Raw genomic sequence first — 24,011 nt, 5'->3', positions numbered from 1 at the left:
TCGATATGCTCAATGTGACTGTATTAATGGGCAGGCTGGTTGCTGACCCTGAGCTTCGTCACACTACTAGTGACATTGCCGTCACCAGCTTTACGATTGCGGTGGATCGGTCTTATGTTAAGTCCGGCGCTGAGCGTCAGGCGGATTTTATCGATATCGTCGCATGGCGTTCCACTGCGGAGTTTGTATGCAAGTACTTCCGCAAAGGACAGTTAATTGCAGTTCAGGGCTCGATTCAAACTCGCAGCTATCAGGACAAGGACGGAAACAAGCGTAAGGCTTTTGAAATCGTGGCGGATAACGTACATTTTGCGGAATCCAAACGCGAAGGCGGAACAACCGGTGGTACTGGGTACAGCTCTTTTAGCCGTACCGATGCACCGATGCCCTCTGCTCCCGCTTACACCAGCGGTAACACAGGTGACTTTGAGGAAATACCGACAGACGATGATCTGCCGTTCTAATTTTCTCGCATTTACTTTATTTTTTGAATTGAGAAAAGGAGGCTTTTGGCATGGCTGATAGAAACGATCGCCCCGAGCGCGATAATCGCCGCGGCGGACGCAAAGGACGCAAAAAGGTTTGCAGCTTTTGTGTAGAGAGAATCGATAATATCGATTATAAGGATGTAGCAAAACTGCGCCGCTTTATTTCTGAGCGTGCGAAGATTCTGCCCCGCAGAGTCACCGGTACTTGCGCACATCATCAGCGTGAGCTGACGGTTGCGATTAAACGCTCTCGTCACATCGCATTGCTGCCTTTCAGCAGCGACTGATTCGACAAGACATAAAAAGAGGAAACGGTATTTTACCGTTTCCTCTTTTTTAATATACAAGAAACCATCGGCTATATCGGTGCATTCTTGTTCTTATACATTATTGTTTTAAAAGCGTAGCAGAGAGAAATTGACAATCACCTGAAATAAGACTTTTCAGGGCGCCTGCACACGGCAGGCTTGTAGGGCCTGTAATCAAATTGGCAGTTTGTTCAAAACGCGTAAATAATTTGCTCTTTCAGAGCTGAATACACTCTTGTTATTAAAAAAGCTTTCTTTAAAATCCGGGTACCAGGATTTTATAGAAAGCTTTTTTCTTCATATTAATATACCTTTACACCATTTGCAAAGGATTTAATTGTCATGACACCGTCATCCGTTGTAAAGTATAGGGTTCTTCCGTAATTCAGCCCAGTATCTTGTGCTTTAATCGGTATTTTCTCATATGCCAGCATGGCTCGTACTGCCATTACATTACGCTGGCCAATATTTCCGAAAGCGGAGTCTCCGGAAACCTCAAACATCTTCGCTCCACCAGCAATTTTTGCGGTAAGCTGGGCGCGCACCGCACCCAGCTTTTCCATCTCTCGCAGCATTTCATTGATACACGTATCCGCAAAACGGTATTTATTCTCTTTCGGATTTGCAGTAGGGTATTTCGGCAGCATAATGTGGCCTAACCCGCCTATTTTACGCATCGAATCGTACAGGCAAATTCCTACGCAGGAACCTAGCGCGTACGTAACAAGCTGCTCACCGCCTTTCACGACCTTCATGTCGGATATGCCGATGGTTATCATATTGCTCATAATTGGATCCCTAATTTCTGCATTAATCTATTCAACGAGTCCATGCTTGGAATCAGCATCATATTTGAGGTAATGTCGTTTGCAGAGCTAATAAAATCTTCTTGAATGAAAATAATCTTGTCCGAAACTGTACGCATTTCAATTGCAGGAACACTTAAAAGGGCACCTGCCATATCTACTGCAATTGCGGGAACAGATGACTTAATGACCATTTGAGACAAAGTGCTAATTGAGCCGAGGTAGGCTGAAATCATAATATTGCCTATTTCAGAAATAGCAGAAAGCTGCATCTCTGTTAAAGCAGCATAGCTCACTTGCTTTTCCCCTAGCAGAGCTTCTAACACAGAGCCCGCAAAAGATTGCCCCACAATAAACATCATAAGGCCTTCTATATCACCTGAAATCTTTGCCAAGATTCCAATTACCGGGTTTTCTGGCCCGCCAAGTGCGGTGGCAGCATCGCTAATATCCAGAATGCGAACCTTTGGTACAGACATATTCACTTCTGCATTCAACATTTGAGAAAGAGAGGTTGCCGCATTTCCTGCGCCTATGTTTCCAATTTCTCTTAGTACGTCAAGGTGTATATCATTTAATTCATCAATACTCAACATAACTTCAACTCCTTATTCCGCTCTGGAACGCTGCTGTTCCAAATATAGAACCCAAATAATCAATTAACGCTTCACCGAGTCTGGCGTGTCGGTTGGCGTAGCAGGCCGCCATTCTATCTTGCCGTAAGATAGGTGAAACTTAGCACAGCTTGTTTCTTTAATTACATTGTAGGTGTAGCCGCCTATCTCCATTTTCACCCCAGGGTAAACCATTCCTTTTGCAATAACACAATAACTCAAAAAGGATTTCAAAGATTCCTGTGATTGCTCATACTGTACCTGAAGCTCTTCAATCTTTTTAGAAAAAACAACTCGCTTTTTTTCAGCCGCTAAGCGAACCTGTTCAAATCCAGTGCCATCATCTGCAGGGTGCTGCTGAACAAACTGCTGATGCAGGCGTTCATAATTATCTTCAAATGCTTGCAACTCTTGCCGAGCTTTTTCCAGTTCTTCAAGAAGTACTTCGGGATTTTTTAGTTTCTTAGATGTCTCTGTTAAAAGGGAAGTTAACTCGCGAGACTCAATGCGTAAACGCGTAACGCTGCCGGAAGTATTACCGATATTCTTTGCGTAAATGCCATACCCAACATTGCAATCGCCGCCTGCCAGTGTGGCTAAATCTTTATTTAATATTAAAGAATCACCTGCATGAACCAAGCTGCTCATAATGATACTGGCATAAATATCGTGCTTTGCATCCAAAATTGCGTTCTCAAAGAACTTTCCAGAAATATTACCACCGGCTTTTAGGCTGCCTCTTCCCCCACCATTCATTCCTTGGGAAATAACGATATTACCGCCGGCTTCTAGGTGTGCGTGCTCTACGATTCCACGTACTGTAATGTCTCCGCCTGCGCTAACCGAATAGCCACTGCGAACGTCACCTTGAATTAATACAGAGCACTTTGCACTTACGTTCCCAGATTCTCGCCCTACATCCCCTTTTACAATGAAGATTTCATTTACATTGATGGAGTTGGGTAGAATTTCAATACTGCCATCCACTGTTGAAGATAGTATAAGCCCATCTTCAGAAATGACTGTATTAACTCCCACCGGCAAATTTGGTACAGCACCCTTTCGGCATGGCACAACCTTACCGAAAATATCCATACCGTCACTGCCTGGTCTTGGAGGCAGCAAGGTGCAAAGGGTGTCCCCTTTCGAAATATTTTTTACTAGGCCAAGCTCACGGTAGTCAAGGGAGCCATCCTTCCGTTGTATGGGGCGAAGCGCCTTGTCTGTATCAAAGTGGTACTCAATACGGCCATCATTTTCGTCTATAGCTTGTTTGCCCACCGCACAAACCAACTGCTGCGAAAAATCTGCCTGTGCACAAAAGTCGCGAATTTCATCTTCAAGAATCCCATATGTAATCTTGTTTGCTTTTATGAGACTCAAAATCTCATCTGGTGTAACGGTTTGTCCGGGCGCATTTAAAGTAATTTCCATTACTGCCCGCATATTGTTGGAAGAGATCTTAAAATCAAGGATTGGTGGAGCGGGTGGGAGTAAGTCTTCGAAAGATTCCGTTTGTGAAGACTCTTGCTGCTCTTTCTCCAAGACCTGCACTTTCTGCTCTGGTTCAACGACTTGCTCTAAATCAACCGTTTGCTGTGGTTCGATAACTTGTTCCATTTCGACGGACAACTCCGTATTGTCCTGCTCGACTACCGGTTTTGCTTCTTCAGGCGGATTCGGATCCTGCTCAATTGCTCCGTCTAAAGATGAATTCGTGTCTTGGTTTTGTTCCTTCTTGTTCCAAAACTTTGCCAAACCCTTGGGAAACATAATCATCACCCTTTTCAGACAATATAAATCACCTCAGACCATTCACAGTCTGCATAATTTCGTCAGAGATTTGCACTATTTTAGAGTTGAATTGGAAAGCACGCTGTGTTTCTAATATGGAAGCCATTTCATCAGGTAGGCTAACAGAAGAGTTTTCTAAATAACCCTGCTGCACTTCGGCATTTTGTACGGTGCTTGCTCTGCCGGAAAGCGGTGTTTCTACAAAATACGTTCCGGCTTCTCTTAGCAGGCCGTCGCAGTTTGCAAAGGTAAATACGCCTACTGCGGCGGGGTCTTTTTCATTTTTCACTTGAATTGGCTGCCCATTTGCCCCTAACACATAGCCACCATCCGATGCGACGAGATAATCGGTTTCACCTTGCACAGAGAGATGAAAATTACCGTTGCGAGTGTACCGAATCGTATCACCATTGCGAATGGCAAAAAACTGGTTGGACTGCGGGAGGGCATAGTCCAGAGGGCGCGAGGTGTTGTTCAGCGAACTGGAAGCAAATAGAGTATCAGTTTTTGCAAGCTTGGTACCATGGCCAGCAACAAGCTCTGCATCTGTTCCCTCTGCCGAATGTATCCCTGTATATACTAAGTCTGCAAAGGCTCCTCGTTGAGCCTGAAAGCCAGTGGTAGAAATGTTTGCAATGTTGTTAGACGTTACATCCATCCCCTTTTGCACCTGAATGGTACCAGTGGCCGCCGTGTAAAATGATTGAATCATGGTAACCCTCCCCTTTATGATTATAAAATGTAGCACCAGTATTCTAGTTTGTAAACAAATTAATACCGCATATTTGATTGGGATTTCTATAAAAGTGAGTTATATTTTCCCAATCTCCGTTACAGAGCGGGATAATACTTGATCGTACATTTTCAGCGCCTGTGAGCAGGTTTGAAGACCTCTTTGAATAGCAATGGCATCCGTCATCTCTTGAGCAGCATCAATATTAGAACCTTCAATGTTCTTCCATTTCATCTGCGGATTTTGTATTTGCTGAGCGCCACCTGCGGCAGTATAGGCATTTTTTCCCGCTGGCTTTAGCGTATTGTAATCAGCAAAGCCAAACACAGCTAGCTTACCCACTGCCGTGTTGCCAACGGTGATATTTCCCTGAGCATCTGCCTGAAACTGGTCGGTTCCCACACGAATAGGGCCATTTGCCCCCATAACGCGGCCGCCAAGGTCACTGCTGACTAAATAGCCCTGTTCATCCAAATTAAAGCTGCCATTGCGCGTATATACCATGCCATTTTGCCCTTGAACCGCAAAGAAGCCCTCGCCTTCAATGGCAAAATCCATGGTTCGGCCAGTCTCTTTAAAGTTGCCCTGTGAATGAATCACGCTTGTCTTATCGGCTACTGTCATCATACTAACTTCACCAATTGGTTCATTCGTCTGATTATTTAGGCGGTGAATCATGATGTTACCAAAGTTCGTCGCGGTAACAACGTTTCTTTTATACCCGGCTGTTTCTACATTTGCCAAGTTATTACTAGTTGCTGTTAGCTTTCTGGTCTGAGTCAGCATCCCAGAGCCTAGCATGTAAAATCCTCTAACCATTGGAATCTCTCCTTTACGAATTGTACTCCGTTAAAAATCGTTTGAGCTTCTTTAACCCATTGGAGTGGATTTGTGATACACGAGAATCACTAATACCCATTACCGCAGATATTTCTTTAATTTTCATTTGCTCTTTGTAATAAAGAGAAATGACCATTTTTTCCTTCTCATTCAATTTCTCAATATAATCTGCAAGTACAACTTGCAATTCTTTTTCTGCTACTACCTGTTCGGGACCTTGAATGGTATCTGCCGAACCGCTAAAGCGAATATCTTCTACGCCCTTCTCGTATATCATTTCTTCAAAGGAGAGCATGCTAAGCGCACAGGTTTCGGCTTGCATCTTTTGAAATTCTTCTACTGAAACGCTAAGATATTCCGCCATTTCCTGTTCCAAGGGGTAACGACCCAGCTCGTAGCTCAACGTATTTTCCGCATCGCTAATATTCTTGGCAATCCGCTTTAAACGGCGGGGGAAGCAATCTTGCTTTCGTATGTAGTCAATCATAGCACCGCGCACCTTAATAGATGCATAAGTTTCGAATTTGACCCTTTTTTCCGGATCGAATTTTTCAACTGCGTCAAGCAAGGCAATCAGCCCTTCATTGACCAAATCATCCATATAAGTGAAATGCTGGTAGGCTCCAACGGTTTTAAGAGCAATACATTTTACAATATAAGCATAATGAATGACGAGCGAATTGCGTACATCCTCCTCTTTATATTCAAGGTATTCCTCCCATAGGGTTTCGATGGTTCTTTCTTTGCTAATAACACGTTCCATCCAGCGTTTTCACCTCCCTGTGCGGTTTGTCCGAATAAAAACCGATTTACGGTTCCAGAGTAATGTTTGCCACAGCTTGAATTTGTACATCCGAATTCAGTTCGCTAAAGGAAAGCACAATTGCACCGGGATAAAATTGCTCCAGCAATTTACTAAAGTATATACGTACCACCGGTGAAGTAAGTATAATAGGCACATTGATAACGGCCTTTACTTTCTTTATGCTGTCAAGCAGCTTTGTAATAATTGTTTGTGTGGTTTGCGGGTCCATAGACAAAAACGAGCCTTGGTCGTTGCGATTAATGGAGTTTGCAATAATACGCTCCACCTCGCTGTCCAGCGTGATAACGCGGATTTGACCGCCGTCTGACCATTTTCTAGTGATGGTACGTTTTAAAGCCTGGCGAACGTATTCCGTTAGAATCTCTGTTTCACGTACTGTAGAGGCATAATCGGAAAGCGTGCTGAGTATTGTCTCCATATCGCGAATCGGTACGCCCTCTTTCAGCAAGGCACACAGCACCTTTTGCAAACGGCTGAAAGAAACCAGGTTTGGCACCACATCGTCCACCAAAGCCGGATCTGCCTTTTTAGCAGACTCCAAAAGTTGAATTGCATCCTGACGAGTAAGTACCTCGTACGCATGCTTTCGTATGGTTTCGGACAAATGGGTAACCACCACAGACAATGGGTCGATAACCGTGTAACCGTATATCTCTGCCAATTCTTTTTTCTCTGGTGTAATCCACTTACTGGGAATTCCATATGCCGGTTCGATAGTTTCAATACCATCAATGGTACCGGTCAAATTACCGGGGTCGAGCGCAAGGTAATAATCGATTAAGACCTCGCCCTCACTCACTACCTCGCCCTTGATTTTGATTACATATTGATTGGGATTGAGCATTCCATTATCTCTAAGGCGTACTGCCGGAATTACCATACCCATTTCAACCGCAAACTGCTTACGGAAGGTGACCAAACGGTCAATAAAGCTGCTACCGCTTCCTTCGTCGACGAGAGGGATAATGCTGTAACCGAATTCCATCTCAATTAAATCAATTTGCAGCAAGCCATAGATATTATCTATATTTTTGTAATACGCCGTTTCGTCTTCCACTTCTGTTCCGGCCATAGCAGCGGCGCCAACACCCTCAACCGCAAGCTGCTGCTCTTGCTCAGTTTCCATTGCGTGTTTGCGCAATACAATCCCAAGAACAATCATGGTACCTGCAATGAGTAAAATCTGAAACAGCGGCATGCCAGGAACCAGGCACAAGCAAGAAATTGCTACACCTGCAATCAACAGTACGGTAGGCTGTGCGGAAAGCTGGCGGGTGACATCCATACTCAGGCTCGAATCGGATGCCGCACGCGTTACAATCATACCAGTAGCAGTCGAAATTAAGAGAGCTGGTAATTGAGAAACAAGGCCTTCACCAACGGTTGCAATGGTGTAGGTGGTAAGAACAGAGCTAAAATCCTGCCCGCCCTGTACCATACCAATCACAGTACCGCCTAAAAAGTTAATGAGCGTAATGACGATAGATGCAATTGCATCACCCTTAACAAACTTGGTGGCACCATCCATAGCACCGTAAAACTCGGCCTCGCGCTGAATGTCACTTCGGCGGGTCAATGCTACCTCCTCCGAGATAAGACCGGAGCTCAAATCAGCATCAATCGCCATTTGTTTACCGGGCATTGCATCCAACTTAAAACGAGCAGATACTTCAGAAACGCGCTCCGCACCTTTTGTAATAACAAGAAAGTTAACTAAAACAATAATGAGGAAGATAATAAAGCCAACCACAATATTGCCTGCCAAAACAAAGGTACCAAACGTTGAAATAACTTGGCCAGCGTGACCGGCATGAGTAAGTATTAAGCGTGTAGATGAAATGTTAAGTGATAATCGAAACAAGGTAGTAATTAAAAGCATGGACGGAAAAATAGAAAATTGCAGTGAATTTTTCACGTACATGGTCATAAGTAAAATGACGATTGATAAGGTGATGTTTAACACAAACATCATATCCAAAAGGAACGTGGGAAGAGGTATGATGATAAAAGCGATAATAATGATGACAAAGATTGTCATCGCGTTATTTAGAACCTTCAATATCTGCTGAACCTCTTTTCATGGAATACACCCAAGCCATAATTTCTGCCAGAACAACATAATATTCCGCTGGGATGGGCCGGTTCACCTCTACCTCGCGGTACAGCGCCTGAGCCAAGGGTTTATTCTCTGTCATAGGAATGTTGTGCTTTTCAGCAATAGCAATGATTCGCAGCGCTGAATAATCTTGCCCCTTTGCCACTACGATTGGGGCGGCATCATTTTCTATATCATAACGAAGGGCAACGGCAAAATGTGTGGGGTTCCTTACAATCACATCTGCCGTGGGTACCTGCTGCATCATGCGCTGCATCGACATTTTTCTGCGGCGCTCACGCTGCTGACCCTTTACGTGCGGGTCTCCCTCCATCTGCTTATATTCTTCTTTCAGGTCTTGCTTCGACATACGAATGTTCCGCTCGTATTCCCACCACTGGTACAGGTAGTCCAGTGCAGAAATCACGATAAAAGCGGCACAAAGCTTTAAAACGATGCTCATGATATTACGAAGAATGAACAGTACGCCTTGGTATACATCTGCATACATCAGTTTGGTAAAATCATGTGAAATGCTCAGTAGTGAAGTATACAATAGATAAATCATAATGGATATTTTCACGACTGATTTAATCAACTCCACAATGGAGCGAATGGAAAAAATACGCTTCATACCCTGAAGCGGGCTTATATTAGAGAATTTAAATTTTATTTTTTCTTTGGAAAATTTTAATTTGGTTTGAAGCGCAGTACCAATGATTGCTGCTGCAATAGAGGTAAGCATCACTGGCCCTGCGAGAGCTAAAATAGCTCCTACGCAGTCTTTGGCAATGTCGATTACACCAGCCTGCGATAAAGAGTCCATAGACGAGGTGTACGAAAAATAGCGGGACATAAATTGCTGCATAAACTCATAAGCGTTTGGCAAGGTCATTCGCAGAATGAGAAAAATAGACAAAAGACTTATTGCACTAACAATATCTGTACTTTGAAAAATGTTACCTTTCTTTCGTTCATCTTGTCGTTTTTTCGGGGTAGCCCTTTCGGTTTTACTGCTATCCGGCATTGTCATCCCCCCTTACACACCGATTTCTGATATCAGAGGGCAACCAACCTTGCTAGGTTAGCATACGGTAAAGCCCATCAATCTGATCAAACATCAGGCTAATCAGTCTTTCGAGGAAGGACGCCAAAGGCCCTGCCATTAACAAAAGAATTCCTAAACCTAAAAGAACCTTAATCTGAATATTGACCATAAAAATATTCAGTTTTGGTACGGCTTTCATAACCAAGCCAACCGCGAATTCCGTAATTAGCTGTGACGCCATAACTGGCAGCGATAATTTAACTGCGTATATTAAAATCAACCGAAACAGCATCACGAGATGAGAGAAAACCTGCGATTGAATAGCAAGTTCCCCATAAGGTACGATAACACAAAGCTGTACAAAAACCTGAATTAAGGTACGGTGCGCACCCGTGGAAAAAAAGAGAAGAAAAAACATTGCATTAATGAACGAGCCGGTAATTGGCATAGACACATTGCTCTGTGGGTCGTATATTTTGGACATGGAGATACCAATCTGCATGTCCATATTCTCACCGCTGATTAAAATCACAGCCACGAAAAGCTGTATAATAAATCCGATTAGAAAACCTAAAAACAGCTCTCGTATCATGGTGACAAAAAAGATAAGAATGCTAGGAAGAACCACCGTTCGTACCGGCACAAGCTGATACGAAAACAATGAGAGCATAAGTGTAAGACCAACACGTATGATAATGGGAATATTGGTTCGCCCAAAAATAGGGCTGAACACTATACAACCTGTCATACGCATAAAAATAAGGAGCAAAAGAGTAACGTTGTAATTGAGTGTAAGCAAATCTAACATTCCAAACCCTTATGCTCCTTTTAACTAAGATTCGCAATTAAGCTGAAAATGTAAGAAACAAAATCTCTCATGACCTCCATCATCCACGGCCCCAGCAGAATTAACACGACGGCGATGATGATAAGCTTCGGAACAAACGAAAGTGTTTGCTCATGAATCTGCGTTGCTGCCTGTAGCACCGCTATAACAAGGCCAATTAGCACACTCGAAATCAGAATTGGCATTGCAAGCTTCATGGTGGCAAGTATCGCCGCTTGAAATACCCCGATAATCTCCGATGTTGACATGAAATAAATACCTTCCCAAATCGTGTGATGCGTACGTTACATGTTAAAGCTGGTAACCAAAGTCTTAAAGAGAAGACCCCAGCCATCTACCAGTACAAACAACAGCAGTTTGAACGGCATAGAGATAATTGCCGGCGGCAGCATAATCATACCCATAGACATTAATGTACTGGAGACCACAATGTCGATAATTAAAAATGGGATAAAAATAAGAAAACCAATTAAAAAGGCGCGGCGAAGCTCACTTGTCATAAAAGCAGGGATTACCACCGTAAGGGGAGCCTCCTGAGCGGACTTAATCTCTGTTTTTGATAAATCTATAAACAGATTCAAGTCATCCTTTTTCGTCTGCTTTAGCATAAATTCCTTCAATGGCACCGACGCTTTTTCAACAAATTGCTCTTGTGTAATTTTTTCTTGCTTGTACGGCTGGTAGGCTTCTTTATCAATTTGCGTTAGTACTGGAGTCATAATAAACAAAGACAAAAACAAGGCCATTCCAATGAGCACCTGATTTGGCGGTGTTTGTTGCAATCCCAATGCATTTCGTAAAAACGAAAACACAATGACAAGGCGAGTAAAGCATGTAGTCATGATAAGAATAGACGGCGCGAGAGCCAGAATTAAAAACATCTGGAGCAAATCGAGCGTATCTACACCATTTCCGTTCACTTGGATACCGGTGGAGGCTGCGGACGCCTGAACCGGGAGAATAGCCATAAGCACCAGTGAAAACAGCGCCGTTACCAAAACTCTTTTTCGGCTTTTAGTCTTCCCTGTCTTTGCCTCTGCCTTTTTTGTTGGCATCGGTAATTCCCCTGAACTCTTCAAACGATTTCACGCTCCATCCGTTTTTCCTAGCTTGCTGAAATAATTGTACAAAGCTCGCTGCTGAGCTGCCCGGTTCTTCCAATTGCATCTCACTGGCCGAAAGTTCCTGCAAAATTTCAATGCTTTGGTTGGAAAAGCCAATTAAGTAATACTTGCCGCAGATTTGTGCCAAAGCCAGCCCTTTGTCTTGCGACAAAGGGACTTTCTCGAGTATTTTTATGTTTTGTGAGTTCGAAAATGTATTGATTTTCTTTGCGGCATACTTGCTGAACGCATAGCAGCCAAACAGAACAATTGCTATGCCAAACAGAGAGAACAGCAAAGAGAAAAAGTCGTCACCCATGCGCTCTCCCCCTTTGGTTTTATTAACCTAAAATACTATTTACAGTCTTCATAATACGGTCTGGTTTAAAGGGTTTTACAATAAAATCCTTTGCACCGAGCTTTAGAGCATCCACAACCATGGTTTCTTGCCCCATGGCCGAGCACATAACGACCTTTGCACCACTATCCATTTCACGAATCTGGCGAAGAGCCTCTAGTCCATCCATTACCGGCATGGTAATATCCATTAAAACCAAATCCGGTTTTTCAGCGGTATATGTAGCAATTGCCTGCTCGCCGTTACCAGCCTCAACAATTTCGGTATAGCCGTTCTTTTGCAGGGTGTCTTTAATCATCATCCTCATAAAAGCAGCGTCATCTACCAGCATAATTTTCTTACCCATGATAGTTCCTCCTATAAGTAAAATCCTTCGTTTTTATTTTAAAGCATTGATAATATCAACATTACTTGATATTTCAGTAATACGAACACCGTAGTAATCATCCACAACAACAACATCGCCCTTGGCAATTTTCTGTCCGTTCACAAAAATATCCACCTGAGAACCGGCTTGTTTATCCAGTTCTAAAATTGTTCCAGTAGTAAAATCAAGAATTTCTTTGATTTTTCTTTTTGTGCTGCCTATTTCAACTGTAACCTCAAGCGGAACAGAAAGAATCATGTTTAAGTTGTTTGACTGATCGTTGGTCAGTACGGTTTCTTGTTCATCAAAATTTTGGTAAGATGCGCTTCGTACGTCATAGACAGGGTTTTCAACCTGACGCGTATTGCCACCCCGTATTACCGCAGACTGCTGCATTGGCGGTGTACCATATGCTGGCTGTGCATAAGCTGGTTGCTCTGGGTAATAGGCAGGCGGAGGCGTAAGGGCCTGCTGTGGGGGTGCTTGCACAGGTACCGGTGGCGGAGCAGGCGGTGCAGGCGCTGGTTCAGCCACTGCCTGCTTTGGCTCCTCAGCAGGTTGAGAAGAAGCATCTTGCAGCGAAGAGCTGCCAAACCCAAAGCTAGAAATTAAATCCTTAGCAAGGTCAAGGCTCATAATACTGATGAATTCGCTGTTTGTCAATTCCCCAATCATTAAATTAAAATGAATTGTCACAATTGGTTCGTCATCGCTAAAATACTTTTTCTTAAACTGCTCGGCATTGTCAATTTTAAAGGAATCCGGTGGAGATATGTTAATCGGCCTATTTAAAAGCTGGGAGAGTGCAGTGGACGAAGCACCCATCATTTGATTCATTACTTCGCAGATTGCACCGAGGCTCATTTCATCTAAAACAAAATCTTCCTCAGAGTATTCTGTTTGCAGTAGCAGGCCAACAATAGTACGAACATCCGATTCTTTTAGAACCATTACATTCTTGCCGTCCAACCCGCTAACATAATTAATTTCGACTGCCACAGCAGGCTCCAAGCCTTTAAACTCAAACTCCTGTGCTGTAACGATATTTACCCGGGGAGTCGTAATGTTTACACGCTGATCGAGCAGTGTAGAAACTGTTGTTGCAGACGATCCCAGGCTGATATTCATGATTTCGCCAATGCTGTCGACTTCCATTGGCGACATCAGTTCCTCGTGGTTTGACCCGTTAGGCTCCATAGAAATCACCTTTCCGTTTAGAAATTATAAAATTTGATCGATTTTAACCGCATATTTTTTCTTTTTGGTACCAACAACCCCGGTGAACCAGGGGAGGTCTTCTACACAGACCGTGATTTGGTTTTCTTCCAGCGGTGTATTTAGGGTGATCACATCCCCAACCTGAAGGCCTAAAAAGTCCTTCAGAGTTATTTGCGTTTTTCCAAGCACTGCCGAAACATAAAGCGGCGATGCTTTGAGGCCTTTCATGATGATCTCTTTGCGTTCCTGCTCCACCTCAGGGTCGTCTTTACGCGGAATTCTCACATATTTTGAATTGAAGACTTTAAAAATCTCTTCCAGCGAAGCGGCGGGCAAGCATATATTCATATTTCCCTTTAAATTATCATCCAGCGTCATCTCGATTACCACAATGGCCACAGATTCATCCGGCTGAATGGACTGAATTAGACGGGAGTTTGTTTCAATCATATCCAGTGTGTGCTCAATTTCAATATAATTGGACCAAGAGTTTTTAAGGAGTGAGAGCATTTGTTTAAACAGGTATTCTACCAATGCAAGCTCTATATCGGTATAATCCCGTTCAATGTTGTAGCCAGTGCCACTCCCCCCCAGCATTCGGTCTATTACCGAAAAGGATATTGGGCGAGCCATTTCTAATAGAATTTGCTTTCCGTCAATGCGGTGGTCTGCGTTGTGCATACCAATCATCGCAACCAATACGGAGTCATTCAATGCGTTATTAAATTCTTTATAGTCCTCTTCTTCTACCTGCAAAACTTCCATTTGGCACGAAATGCGAAGCATACTGGCAAGCTGCAAACTGAGCATCCTTGCAAAGTTATCGAAAATATTATCCAATAACTTTAGCTGCTCACGAGAGAACTTTTTGGGCGACATAAAGTCATATTCTTTTACTTTAGGGCCGCTTGATTGGGTTTCAACATCTTTAAAATCGACATTTCCACTTTGCAAACTGCCCAGCAACTCGTCGATTTGCTGCTGCGACAATATTTCCGCCATAGTACCACCAATCCCTCGTTAAGTTAAAATCTTGAGAAATGTGTCCTGATCCTTAAAACACCCGAGGACAGTTCCAGAGAATCCGGACGGCCTCCCACCGGGAAAGCTCGGGATATGCCACACTAAACTGTGCGAATCACATTCTGAAATATTTTCCGATTGTATTCTATCACTTTTTCAACCACTTCGTCCGGCTTTTCTCGCACTAAAAAATATTTACCGGTCGTAGTCATTACCTTGGTTTCTGGAATTAACTCAATGGTTTCAATCAGATTGCTGTTGAGCACAAATGTGATTCCATTTAAATTTGTTAGCTCTACCATAATGCACATCCCTCTTTTGAATCAAACACCTGTTCCCAAACCAGCTCTCCGGTTCAGGAACAGGAGCCGATATTTATTAACGTTTCAGGTTTACCAATGTTTCCAGCATTTCATCACTAACGGTAATCATTTTAGAGCTTGCCTGGAAGCCTCTCTGCGTCATAATCATGTCAGAGAATTCATTTGCCAGGTCAACGTTGGACGATTCCAAACCGCCGCTTCTCAGAGCACCCGTATTGCTTTCACCAGGTGCGGTATAGGTGATTGCGCCAGTGTTATTCACTGCTTTGTAATAAGAGTTACCTTCGCGCTGTAAAGCGTCTGGGTTCGGAACGTTTGCAAGGGCAATTTTGCCGATAATCTTGATTGTGCCGTCGATCGACTCACCAGTAATCGTACCATCAGTGCCGACGGAAATATTTTTCATTTCGCCTTCGCCATTGATTATTTTTTTAACATATTGAGCTTTGTCCGTAGCACCTTGACCTTGAAATTCAGCTTCTTCTGCAATTTTGCCGGTTGTGGCCTTGACCTTATCTGCTTTTGTAGTAGCATCTTTAGCACCGTCAACAGTAATCTGGGTTAGCACCAATACGTCTGACCACTTGAGCGGATCACCATTTTCTTTTTTTAAAGCATTTCCGCTCGAATCCTTAATTGAAACATCACTTAATGAATTTTTTCCAGCAGCCTCACCAGCTACCGTCCATGTAGCTGTCTGCAACGTACTCTCAAGTTTTTCTTTGTTCATATCATCAGTCTTCAAAGTAACGGTAATCGTCTTTTTTGTAGGATCCAACTCCACCCCATTTGTCCCTGATGCACCACCATCAACAACTTGAAGAGTATACCCTTCAATGCAGCTGGTGTTCTTCTTATCTACGGTATAGCTACCATTCTTTGTATTATCAGTATCAGAAACGGAACCGAAATCAATCTTGACATCACCAACTGAAACTGCACTTTTCAATTTATTTACAGAATATCCGCAAACAAAATTGCCGGCACCATCGGTCAAATTTCCGTCACCGTCAAAGCCAAAGGTACCCACCTGCGTGAGGTGTTCGTTGCCAGCTCCGTCCCTTACTACAAAGTAGCCCTCGCCATCAATGTACAAATCCATTGAGTTACCAGTCGAAGCAAATCCAGTACGAGTATTCAAAACATCTACCGATGCAACCGATGCACCGTAACCAACCTGAGAAGCATTTCTGCCGCTGCGGGTTCCACTGGCTGAGGAAGATGCGGAAATAGTCTGATAGTACATATCACGAAAAGTGGTGCGTGAAGATTTGTATCCGTAGGTATTGACGTTGGCAATGTTATTACCAATAACGTCCATTTTAGTCTGATGCGCTTTCAAACCTGCTACGCCAGAAAAAAGTGATCTTAACATAGAAGTATTCTCTCCAATCTTTCTATTCGGTGAGCCGTTGGGCTTCTCTGTCATTCAAAGCCCGGTAACTTCCTTTTAAGGTCCGGTTACATTATAACGGCTCCATCAATATTTGTAAAAACGTTTTCTTTCATTTCTCCGCCATTTATCATAGTGATGACGGTACTGCTTGGAATGTTAACAATAAATGCGGTTGCTGTTGTTCCATCCATAATCAGTGCTTCGCGCACGCCCTTTTCCCTTGCCTTTTCTACGGCTCCGCTTAACTGTGTAAGGCGTTCCGGAGATAGCTCTATGGAGCGCGACTCTAACCTTTGCACAGCATGCTTTGAGAAATTAAGTTGGCTGCCTTTTTGAATGGATTGGCGTACCAGTGCTGCAAACTCACTGTTTTGTTGATTTCCCTGCGGTTTTTGTGTGCCGGAAGGTGGGGTGTTTTTTACACCATAGCTTGGCGGCAGTAGTGCAGAATAGTTTTTCTTAAACTCTAAATCGTTCATGAGATATCCCTCTTAAAAAGACTCAAGCTTCTATTATTCCGAAGCGGGCGTTTTATCGCCATCCGTATTGGAATCTGAAGATGAATCGGAACCCGGTTCGCTTGTATCATTTTCTGTGCTGGCATCTTGCGAAATTACTTTTCTCACAGCAGAAAGCGTGTAATTTTTACCGTCAACAACAACCATTGCATCACCCGAAGCGAAGGAACAGGAAGATACCAAGCCGGTATTTTCAACCACTTTACCATCTTTATCATAGCCACTTACCATTACTTTTTTCCCTACAAGGGACGCAGCGTATTGGTACGACTGATAACTGGAGTCGTTCATCACTTCCATAATGTTCGTAAGGTCATATGACCTGCCATTTACTATAACGGTGGTATCTCCAGAAGAATAATCCGCTTGGCTGACGATTCCTATGTCAGAGATATACTTACCCGATGTATCATACTTTGCCACACTCACTTTTTTACCAATGAGCGAACTGCCATATTGGTAGCTAGCATACTGGTTCAAGTTTTCGAGAGCCTGCAAAGAAGTAAATTGAGCCATCTGGGCCACAAATTCCGTATCCTGTGTGGGGTTTAGAACATCCTGATTTGAAAGCTGAGCGGCAAGCAGACTCAAAAATTGGTCGATGCTGAGAGATGCCGCAGATTTTCCACTGCTACTGCTTTTCTTTGCAGTAGAGTTATAGCCGTTGATTTGGCTGACGTCCAAATCAGACACCTCCTTTATAAAGCTCTGCTTTGTTCTTTCATTTGCTCCAGAACGGTTAGAAAATCTTCGGTTGTTTCCTGTTTGCTTTCTTGCTGATTCTGCCGGCTTTCTTGCTGTTGGTTGGATGATTCTTGTTCCTGCTGGTAATAAGCGGGAGCATCCTGTTGGGGCTGTGTTACCTGAACAGGCTGGCCCATAGCCGACTCCAATAAGGAACGAATTTCCCCCGAACCGGATGCCAAAATGCTCTGCGTTCTAGGGTTATCCGCCAGAATATCAACAACTAGCATTCCTTGCTCCATTTTCATAGAGACCGATACTTTCCCAAGGTTATGCGGGAAAAGCTCCATGCGGAAGTTATTGTTCTTTGCTTGAACATTCTTCAGAATTTGATCTGTTAAATGCGTAGCCGTACCGGCAGACAATTTAGCGGGAGCAGAATGAACCGTAGCAGAAGAATGAACTGACTCATTTTGATTTGCAAATAATGCTGCAAATTCCCCCTGCGACTCAGTCGCTTCTTTTGAAGAATCCGTGCCAGTTTGCTGTTGCTGACCAGACAAAGCTGTACCGAAATGATTTTGCTGGTTTTGCAGCACGTGAAGCACAGGGGATTCTATGTTCGTATCGGAAACCTGCGGCGAAACAGGAGAAACTTCCGAAGCTACATGATTTTGTTTTTGCTCTACTGGGACAGAAGTTTTAATCGGCATTTGTGCTGCATATTGCGGGGCAACCGCTTCTTGAACAACGGGCTGAAGTGGCATGCCATCCAGAGGAAGAGCTGCCTTTTGCACCTGCACAGAGTTATTCATAACCGACAAGGCGGTTTCAGGGGCATTTTCTACCGAAGCTGCTGTTTGCGGCATTACCTGCTGCTGCGAGAGCATTTGCGGGGCAACTTCCGTTTGCATTTGCACAGTGCCACCTTGGGCAGTAACCATAGGCTGTGTTTCGGCAAAACCCGTAACTTTTTCAATAGGAGCACTTTGTAGAAGAAGCTCTGTGTTTTGCACCACCTGCTGAGAAGAAAGCATATCCTGCGTAAAAAGCCAAGGCATTAATGCAGACAAAATCGTGTTTTGCTGTTGCGTGTCTGCTTTGCTTTCATCCTCTACAAGTACAGCTGGTTTTTCTTCCTGTTCTGCACTTGCTTTCACAACAGAATCGTTGGGTACAATCGCCTCGCTGAAGTTTTCTGCTTTTTCCAAAGCAGCTTTAAAAGAGGCGCTTTCCGCTTTGCATTTCTCTTTTACTTCCACCTTGGGAGGATTTGCTACTGGAATATTTATTTGCTGTACCATCCTTTTCACCTCCTTTCATAAAATATCTTATTAAATAACTTCAAACAATCAAGAAACCATGATACCCTGTGAAATAAACTCCTCAATTTCCAGCTCCTGCTGTTTACGGGTGCTGTCATTGTATTGGTTGAGCTGTTTATCTTTCAACTTTTCTAGCCCAGAAATTTCTTGATTGCTTTGAACGACGCTTTCTTGTTTTTCGTCTGCTTTAATTTGTAGGTCGGCTCGCTGTTCTTCTAACTGGCGAATTTGATGCTCCGCCGTTCGAAAATACATTTTATATACAGCCAGGTCTCTAGCATTGAGACCTACCGTAATTGCACGAGACATTTCTTGGTTTAACTGAACCAATTCAAGCTTTTTTTGCTGGATTTGTAAATCCAGCTCGTGCAGGCTGACTTTGATTGCGGCAAGCTCTTGCTTTTTTACATCCAGCTCTTGTTCATGAAAACGAAGCACCTTTTCCAAAGAAAATATGAATTTTTTCATTTTTACATCTCTTTCATTATTTGAAGGGTGTCTTCAAATAAATAGCTTTCATTTACTTGCTGGCATAAAAACTGATTGATGTCTTCCATCTTTTTTACTGACTCATCCAAGCGAAAGTTCAGCCCCGGCTTATAAGCGCCGATGGAAATGAGATCTTCGTTCTGCTTGTAAACAGACAGCCAATTACGAATTTTCGCCGCCGACTGTTTATGATCTTCTGATGCGATGTCGTTCATTAAACGGGAAACACTGCCGTTCACATCGATTGCAGGGTAATGGTTTTTATGAGCCAGCGCTCTGCTCAGCACGATATGTCCATCTATAATTCCTCGAACAGTATCGGAGATTGGCTCATTGGTATCGTCACCCTCTACCAAAACGGTATAAATACCAGTTATAGAGCCCCGCCTAAAGTTGCCGCTTCGCTCTAAAAGCTTTGGAAGCTCTGCATAAATGCCCGGTGTATACCCGCGGGCAATCGGTGGTTCCCCGGCAGCTAGTCCTATTTCTCGGTGAGCCATCGCAAAGCGGGTTAGAGAATCCATCATAAGCAGAACGTCTTTGCCTTGGTCCTTAAAATACTCCGCAACGGCAGTCGCCACCATTGCACATTTCAGGCGGTACATTGCGGGTTGGTCTGAAGTAGCAACCACTAATACGGAACGCGCAAGGCCTTCTGGGCCAAGGTCTTTTTCCATAAACTCAGCAACCTCACGCCCGCGCTCTCCAACAAGAGCAATTACATTCACATCTGCGGTTACATTGCGGGCAATCATACCCATAAGAGTACTTTTGCCAACACCACTTCCCGCAAATATTCCCATTCTCTGGCCTTTTCCAATGGTTAACATACCATCAATGGTCTTAATACCAAAATTCAGACGCTCACTAATACGTGGCCGTTCCAAGGGGTTAATGTAACCTGAGTCAACACCATATTGTTCCCCCTCTGGGAATTCTCCCTTACCATCGATTGGGCAGCCAGTTGCATCAATAATTCTTCCAATGAGAAAATCTCCAACAGGAATTTGCAGTTTATGGCCAGTGGAACGAACCAAACTGCCTAACCCCACCCCTTTTACATCGCCATAAGCAACTAACAGCACATTGCCGTTTTTAAAACCAACTGCTTCTGACAAAACCGGAGGAGAGCCTTGAAACCCGTCGATGGTACAAATATCGCCCACATTGGCAGATATTCCGCTGGCCTCAATCATCGAACCAACTATATTAATCACTTTTCCCTTGCAAACCACGGAGTCTATCTCTGAAAGGCGTTCCAGCCGTTCTTCCAGCGTCAACTAACTCTCCCCCTTTCATACATTTATTATTAGAAATGAAGCTCATAAGAAATTTCCGCTAACTGTGAATCCACACCGGCATCCAACTGACGTTCCGGCAGGTCAATCTGGCAATCGGAATCACTCATAGAGTCGCACGGAACAATGCGAAGATTTTTAGACACAGCCTGAAGGCGCTCCATCAGTTCTGCATCCGATTGCAGCAGCTCCGCAGTAGCGGGAGACAGATTAATACACGCCCACTCTTGGTCTCGATATTCTTCCAGCACAGCAGAAACTACTTCAGGGAAAACCTCTGGGTTGCGAATCTCTTGGTGCAGCACCTTGCGGGCAATCTGCATTGACAGCTCTTCAATACCAGAACGAAACTCTTCGATTATCTTATCTTTGGTCTGTTCCATTTCTTCTAATAATCGGGTAATTTCATCTCTGTTTTGCAAAATCTGCTCTTGCAGATTTTGCAGCCCCGCTTCATGGCCGTCTTGCAAACCCTGTGCGTAGCCTGCCTCATACCCTTGCGCACGGCCTTGTTCAAGCCCCTCGGCATTGCCCTTCGAGAATCCCTCCTGGTACCCGGCCGTTTTCATACGGGCAGCCTCTTCATTCATCTGTGCGGCAGATTCACGAAGCTGATTCATGGTAAAGCTGCGAGCGTTTTCCATAATGCTCTTCGCCTGCTCCAAAGCCTGCTGCAAAATCGCTTCCTGACTATGCCCAGCTTCTTGAAGAACCGCAGAAAGCTGCGTTTCTTCACTGTGCCTTTGGCTGGAAACAAGTTCGGAAAGATTGGCATTGCGCACACGAGAATCGGAATACTGCGAAGCCTTGATAACGTTAGGCAATGAACTCATCCTTTCCGCCCTTCGTAATCACTAACTCGCCTTCGCTCTCCAACCGGCGGATGATACCAACAATGCGCTGCTGGGCTTCTTCCACATCACGCAGTCTGACATTGTGGGTGTACTCCAGGTCGGAGCGAACACTTTCGCTGGAACGGGTAGACATATTTTTGAAGATCGTTTCGGCAACCTCTTTGTTGGCTCCCTTGAGCGCAAAAACAAGGTCTTTGGAATCCACTTCGCGAAGGAAACGCTGAATCGACATATCGTCCAAAGCGGTAATATCTTCGAACACAAACATTCTTTTGCGAATTTCTTCGCACAATGCCGCATCCTTGCGGGTAAGCTCGTCGAAGATATACTTTTCGTTCGCTCTGTCCATATTGTTCATAATATCTGCAATGTAATTGACACCGCCAATTTCGGTGAAATCCAAAGACATAAGAGACGAGAACTTCTTTTCCAGATTCTGCTCTACAATCTTTACCACTTCTGGAGAGGTTCGATCCATCATTGCAATTCGCTCTACAACCTCAAGCCGAATATCCTTTGGCAATTCCCCGATGACGCTCGCCGCTTGGTCAGCACTGGTATAAGAAAGAATCAGCGCAATTGTTTGTGGGTGCTCATTTTGAATAATAGCAATAATATTCTTATAGTCCGCCTTACGAATGAACTCGAACACCTTGGTTCTTAAATTGCGAGTTACTCTCTCTAGCAAAGAAGCAGCCATTTGTGAGCCATACGCTTTTTCAAGTACATTGCGGGCGTATTCTACGCCACCCTCTGTAATAACCTTCTGTGTTAAGCACACCTGGTAAAAATTATCTAGTGTATTCTCAACATCATCTGCAGAAAGCTGGTCAAGCCTCGCTATTTCAAACGTTAATTGTTCGACCTCATCCTCTTTAAGGTATTTATAGAGTTTTGAAGCATTTTCTACGCCGATCGCAACAATTACGGATGCGGCTTTCTGAGGTCCTGCTAATTTTGTATCACTCATTAAAGTCATCACCCCTCAGCCATGTTCTAATTAACTGGGCTGCAATTTCCGGATTTTGTGAGGCAAAATCTTTCAGCTTGCCACGCAAAACTTCCTCTTTGCCCGACCGAACTTCGCGGGATTTCTCAAGAGCCTCCAAAGCCTCTCGTTTGCTGCGGAGAGCATCTTCGGCTTCCTTTCTTGCCTTTTCTCTGGCCAAGGCTTCCGGATCCTCCTCTGCTTCTTCCTCCGGATTCTGACTGCTGACCGGCGTCAACTCGTAGAATTCTTCAGGCACGGAGATTTCTTCGCCTTCTGCCTCCACCATTTTTCTCTTTCTGGACTTTGTTACAGCCAGCAGAATGATAATCAGCAGAAGCAACGCTGCCGCGCCGATACCGACAAAAATCAGAATTCGGGTCATTTCGGGTGTAATGAGACCATTTGCATTCGCTGGTGTAGCTGGTTTTTCAGCAAATGGAGCATTGTACACAGCCACCTTAGAGGAATCAATGGCGGCAGCATGTGCAACCAAATCGGTAATCTGTGTTTTTTGGGTATCGTTCATCATCTCTTGATTTATTACGACGGAAATCGTTAAATCTTTAATGCTTGCCGCGTCCCCTTGAACCTGCTCCTTTACCTGACTAACCAAATATTTGTAGGATTTTTCATCTTTTGCATAGATAGTGTTTCCATCCACCTTTACACCAGGATACGTAGTAACATCGGAGTTTGTTTCTGCTCCGGCTGCTCCACCGGCACCACCGTTTGCACGTTCCTGCTGCGTTGTTTGAGAAGATTCGCTCACAATCCCTGTGTTTGAACCTTCAGCGGATGGTTTATAGGTGATAATCTCTTGAACCTTTTTATCAACATCCATCACACTCTTTGCAGTAATCCCCACATTATTGGCACCAAAAACAGGGCCAAGCACCTTCATTACACTGCTTTCCACATCGTTTTCGTATGCCTTTTCAATGGTTCTTTTAAACTGCGATATGTCCACTTGACTGCTGCTGCCGTCACTAGTAGAGCCGAGCTCTTCGCCACTGGCTGTATCAATAACAACTACATTCTCCGTAGTAAGGTTCGGTACACTTTTTGATACCAATTGCTTAATACCGTTTACCTGCTTAGTATTCAGTGCATTTTCCCCATACATCGTAATCGATACCGAAGCGGTCGCCTTTGCGGAGTCTTGGCTCCAAGCATACGTGTTTTCTTCCGGAATGCTTATGGTAACATTGGCTTTTTTCACACCGTCAAGCGTTCCAATCACATCTTCCAGCCTTTGGTTCAGCTGGAATTTCTCAATTGTTTTTTTCTCATAGTCCGTTGTCATTACATCGGTATTCTTCGTAAAGAAATCGTAATTCGGGCCAGATTTTGGGTAGCCCATATTCGCCAAATCCATACGGAGTGAATTTTCCTGGTTTTTAGGAACTGAAATGGTACCGTTCTTTTCTTCATAGGCCACGCCGCGATTGCCAAGTTCCGTCATTACCGCTACGGCTTCCTCGTGCTCTAAGCCCGGATAAAGCACAACAAGAGGCTGGCGGTTCAATAAATATGCGGCAATTACAGCAATCAATATAACTCCTGCCATGCCGCTAATAATTATTATTTTTCTTTTTTTAGTTAAATTAACCCAAAACGTTTTAATGGGGTCTATATATTTTTTCACTTGCTCATTCATGGTTCACC

The 24,011-nt window shown here is 43.9% G+C and carries 27 protein-coding genes; 2 read left to right on the top strand and 25 right to left on the bottom strand.

What is annotated here, in order from left to right:
* Positions 1 to 5 precede the first annotated feature (5 nt).
* Together E7L17_RS02740 and rpsR are read left to right on the top strand one after the other, a co-directional pair.
* Positions 6 to 464, top strand: coding sequence for a single-stranded DNA-binding protein (locus E7L17_RS02740; RefSeq protein WP_316321740.1), 459 nt, complete (start codon positions 6 to 8; stop codon positions 462 to 464).
* A 50-nt stretch (positions 465 to 514) separates the two neighbouring features.
* Positions 515 to 775, top strand: coding sequence for a 30S ribosomal protein S18 (rpsR, locus tag E7L17_RS02735; protein WP_085833592.1), 261 nt, complete (start codon positions 515 to 517; stop codon positions 773 to 775).
* 323 nt (positions 776 to 1,098) lie between these two features.
* Here rpsR and E7L17_RS02730 read toward each other — a convergent pair whose 3' ends face one another.
* From E7L17_RS02730 to fliF, 25 genes are all read right to left on the bottom strand, one after another.
* A complete protein-coding gene (locus E7L17_RS02730) occupies positions 1,099 to 1,584 on the bottom strand; it encodes a chemotaxis protein CheD (protein ID WP_316321739.1) in 486 nt (161 codons plus the stop codon).
* Positions 1,581 to 2,198, bottom strand: a complete 618-nt coding sequence (locus E7L17_RS02725; protein WP_316321738.1) for a chemotaxis protein CheC — start codon at positions 2,196 to 2,198, stop codon at positions 1,581 to 1,583. Before E7L17_RS02725 ends, E7L17_RS02730 begins: the two co-directional genes overlap by 4 nt.
* Positions 2,199 to 2,261: 63 nt before the next feature.
* A complete protein-coding gene (locus tag E7L17_RS02720; protein ID WP_316321737.1) occupies positions 2,262 to 3,989 on the bottom strand; it encodes a FapA family protein in 1,728 nt (575 codons plus the stop codon).
* Positions 3,990 to 4,017: 28 nt separating this feature from the next.
* Positions 4,018 to 4,722, bottom strand: coding sequence for a flagellar hook-basal body protein (locus E7L17_RS02715; RefSeq protein ID WP_316321736.1), 705 nt, complete (start codon positions 4,720 to 4,722; stop codon positions 4,018 to 4,020).
* Between the two features lie 99 nt (positions 4,723 to 4,821).
* Positions 4,822 to 5,562: a flagellar hook-basal body complex protein gene (locus E7L17_RS02710; RefSeq protein ID WP_316321735.1), complete on the bottom strand. Its 741-nt coding sequence runs from the start codon at positions 5,560 to 5,562 to the stop codon at positions 4,822 to 4,824.
* Between the two features lie 13 nt (positions 5,563 to 5,575).
* Positions 5,576 to 6,346 (bottom strand): FliA/WhiG family RNA polymerase sigma factor, encoded by a 771-nt coding sequence (locus tag E7L17_RS02705; RefSeq protein ID WP_316321734.1) that lies wholly within the window; start codon positions 6,344 to 6,346, stop codon positions 5,576 to 5,578.
* Positions 6,347 to 6,392: 46 nt separating this feature from the next.
* A complete protein-coding gene (gene flhA, locus E7L17_RS02700; RefSeq protein ID WP_316321733.1) occupies positions 6,393 to 8,468 on the bottom strand; it encodes a flagellar biosynthesis protein FlhA in 2,076 nt (691 codons plus the stop codon).
* Complete coding sequence (gene flhB, locus E7L17_RS02695; protein WP_316321732.1) at positions 8,452 to 9,531, bottom strand: flagellar biosynthesis protein FlhB; 1,080 nt, start codon at positions 9,529 to 9,531, stop codon at positions 8,452 to 8,454. Before flhB ends, flhA begins: the two co-directional genes overlap by 17 nt.
* 52 nt (positions 9,532 to 9,583) lie before the next feature.
* On the bottom strand, positions 9,584 to 10,360 hold the full coding sequence (locus E7L17_RS02690) for a flagellar biosynthetic protein FliR (RefSeq protein ID WP_316321731.1): 777 nt from the start codon (positions 10,358 to 10,360) through the stop codon (positions 9,584 to 9,586).
* 20 nt (positions 10,361 to 10,380) lie between these two features.
* Positions 10,381 to 10,647 (bottom strand): flagellar biosynthesis protein FliQ, encoded by a 267-nt coding sequence (fliQ, locus tag E7L17_RS02685; protein ID WP_316321730.1) that lies wholly within the window; start codon positions 10,645 to 10,647, stop codon positions 10,381 to 10,383.
* A 36-nt stretch (positions 10,648 to 10,683) separates the two neighbouring features.
* Positions 10,684 to 11,280 (bottom strand): flagellar type III secretion system pore protein FliP, encoded by a 597-nt coding sequence (gene fliP, locus E7L17_RS02680; RefSeq protein WP_410470641.1) that lies wholly within the window; start codon positions 11,278 to 11,280, stop codon positions 10,684 to 10,686.
* 133 nt (positions 11,281 to 11,413) lie between these two features.
* Positions 11,414 to 11,821, bottom strand: coding sequence for a flagellar biosynthetic protein FliO (locus E7L17_RS02675; protein ID WP_316321728.1), 408 nt, complete (start codon positions 11,819 to 11,821; stop codon positions 11,414 to 11,416).
* A 22-nt stretch (positions 11,822 to 11,843) separates the two neighbouring features.
* Positions 11,844 to 12,206 carry a response regulator gene (locus E7L17_RS02670; RefSeq protein ID WP_085833608.1) on the bottom strand — a complete coding sequence of 121 codons (363 nt, stop codon included), beginning with the start codon at positions 12,204 to 12,206 and terminating at the stop codon, positions 11,844 to 11,846.
* A 33-nt stretch (positions 12,207 to 12,239) separates the two neighbouring features.
* Positions 12,240 to 13,424: a flagellar motor switch phosphatase FliY gene (fliY, locus tag E7L17_RS02665; RefSeq protein ID WP_316321727.1), complete on the bottom strand. Its 1,185-nt coding sequence runs from the start codon at positions 13,422 to 13,424 to the stop codon at positions 12,240 to 12,242.
* Between the two features lie 24 nt (positions 13,425 to 13,448).
* The gene (fliM, locus tag E7L17_RS02660) at positions 13,449 to 14,447 is read right to left on the bottom strand and encodes a flagellar motor switch protein FliM (protein ID WP_316321726.1); all 999 of its coding nucleotides are present in this window, start codon (positions 14,445 to 14,447) and stop codon (positions 13,449 to 13,451) included.
* Positions 14,448 to 14,569: 122 nt separating this feature from the next.
* The gene (locus E7L17_RS02655) at positions 14,570 to 14,770 is read right to left on the bottom strand and encodes a flagellar FlbD family protein (protein WP_085833611.1); all 201 of its coding nucleotides are present in this window, start codon (positions 14,768 to 14,770) and stop codon (positions 14,570 to 14,572) included.
* Between the two features lie 76 nt (positions 14,771 to 14,846).
* Complete coding sequence (locus E7L17_RS02650) at positions 14,847 to 16,220, bottom strand: flagellar hook-basal body complex protein (RefSeq protein ID WP_316321725.1); 1,374 nt, start codon at positions 16,218 to 16,220, stop codon at positions 14,847 to 14,849.
* A gap of 32 nt (positions 16,221 to 16,252) precedes the next feature.
* Positions 16,253 to 16,666, bottom strand: coding sequence for a TIGR02530 family flagellar biosynthesis protein (locus E7L17_RS02645; protein ID WP_316321724.1), 414 nt, complete (start codon positions 16,664 to 16,666; stop codon positions 16,253 to 16,255).
* A gap of 33 nt (positions 16,667 to 16,699) precedes the next feature.
* On the bottom strand, positions 16,700 to 17,389 hold the full coding sequence (locus tag E7L17_RS02640; RefSeq protein WP_316321723.1) for a flagellar hook capping FlgD N-terminal domain-containing protein: 690 nt from the start codon (positions 17,387 to 17,389) through the stop codon (positions 16,700 to 16,702).
* A 14-nt stretch (positions 17,390 to 17,403) separates the two neighbouring features.
* A complete protein-coding gene (locus E7L17_RS02635; protein ID WP_316321722.1) occupies positions 17,404 to 18,693 on the bottom strand; it encodes a flagellar hook-length control protein FliK in 1,290 nt (429 codons plus the stop codon).
* Between the two features lie 48 nt (positions 18,694 to 18,741).
* Positions 18,742 to 19,182 carry a flagellar export protein FliJ gene (gene fliJ, locus E7L17_RS02630; protein WP_316321721.1) on the bottom strand — a complete coding sequence of 147 codons (441 nt, stop codon included), beginning with the start codon at positions 19,180 to 19,182 and terminating at the stop codon, positions 18,742 to 18,744.
* A 2-nt stretch (positions 19,183 to 19,184) separates the two neighbouring features.
* On the bottom strand, positions 19,185 to 20,483 hold the full coding sequence (gene fliI / locus E7L17_RS02625; protein WP_316321720.1) for a flagellar protein export ATPase FliI: 1,299 nt from the start codon (positions 20,481 to 20,483) through the stop codon (positions 19,185 to 19,187).
* Positions 20,484 to 20,512: 29 nt separating this feature from the next.
* Positions 20,513 to 21,325: a FliH/SctL family protein gene (locus E7L17_RS02620; protein WP_316321719.1), complete on the bottom strand. Its 813-nt coding sequence runs from the start codon at positions 21,323 to 21,325 to the stop codon at positions 20,513 to 20,515.
* Positions 21,318 to 22,325: a flagellar motor switch protein FliG gene (gene fliG / locus E7L17_RS02615; RefSeq protein WP_085833618.1), complete on the bottom strand. Its 1,008-nt coding sequence runs from the start codon at positions 22,323 to 22,325 to the stop codon at positions 21,318 to 21,320. Before fliG ends, E7L17_RS02620 begins: the two co-directional genes overlap by 8 nt.
* Entirely contained in the window at positions 22,318 to 24,003 is a 1,686-nt protein-coding gene (gene fliF / locus E7L17_RS02610; protein WP_316321718.1) for a flagellar basal-body MS-ring/collar protein FliF, read from the bottom strand. Before fliF ends, fliG begins: the two co-directional genes overlap by 8 nt.
* Between the last annotated feature and the right edge of the window lie 8 nt (positions 24,004 to 24,011).

The sequence above is a fragment of the Clostridium sp. genome (assembly GCF_032576335.1).
Classification (GTDB): Bacteria; Bacillota; Clostridia; order Oscillospirales; family Acutalibacteraceae; genus Faecalispora.
This window is presented reverse-complemented; position numbering and strand designations above follow the sequence as displayed.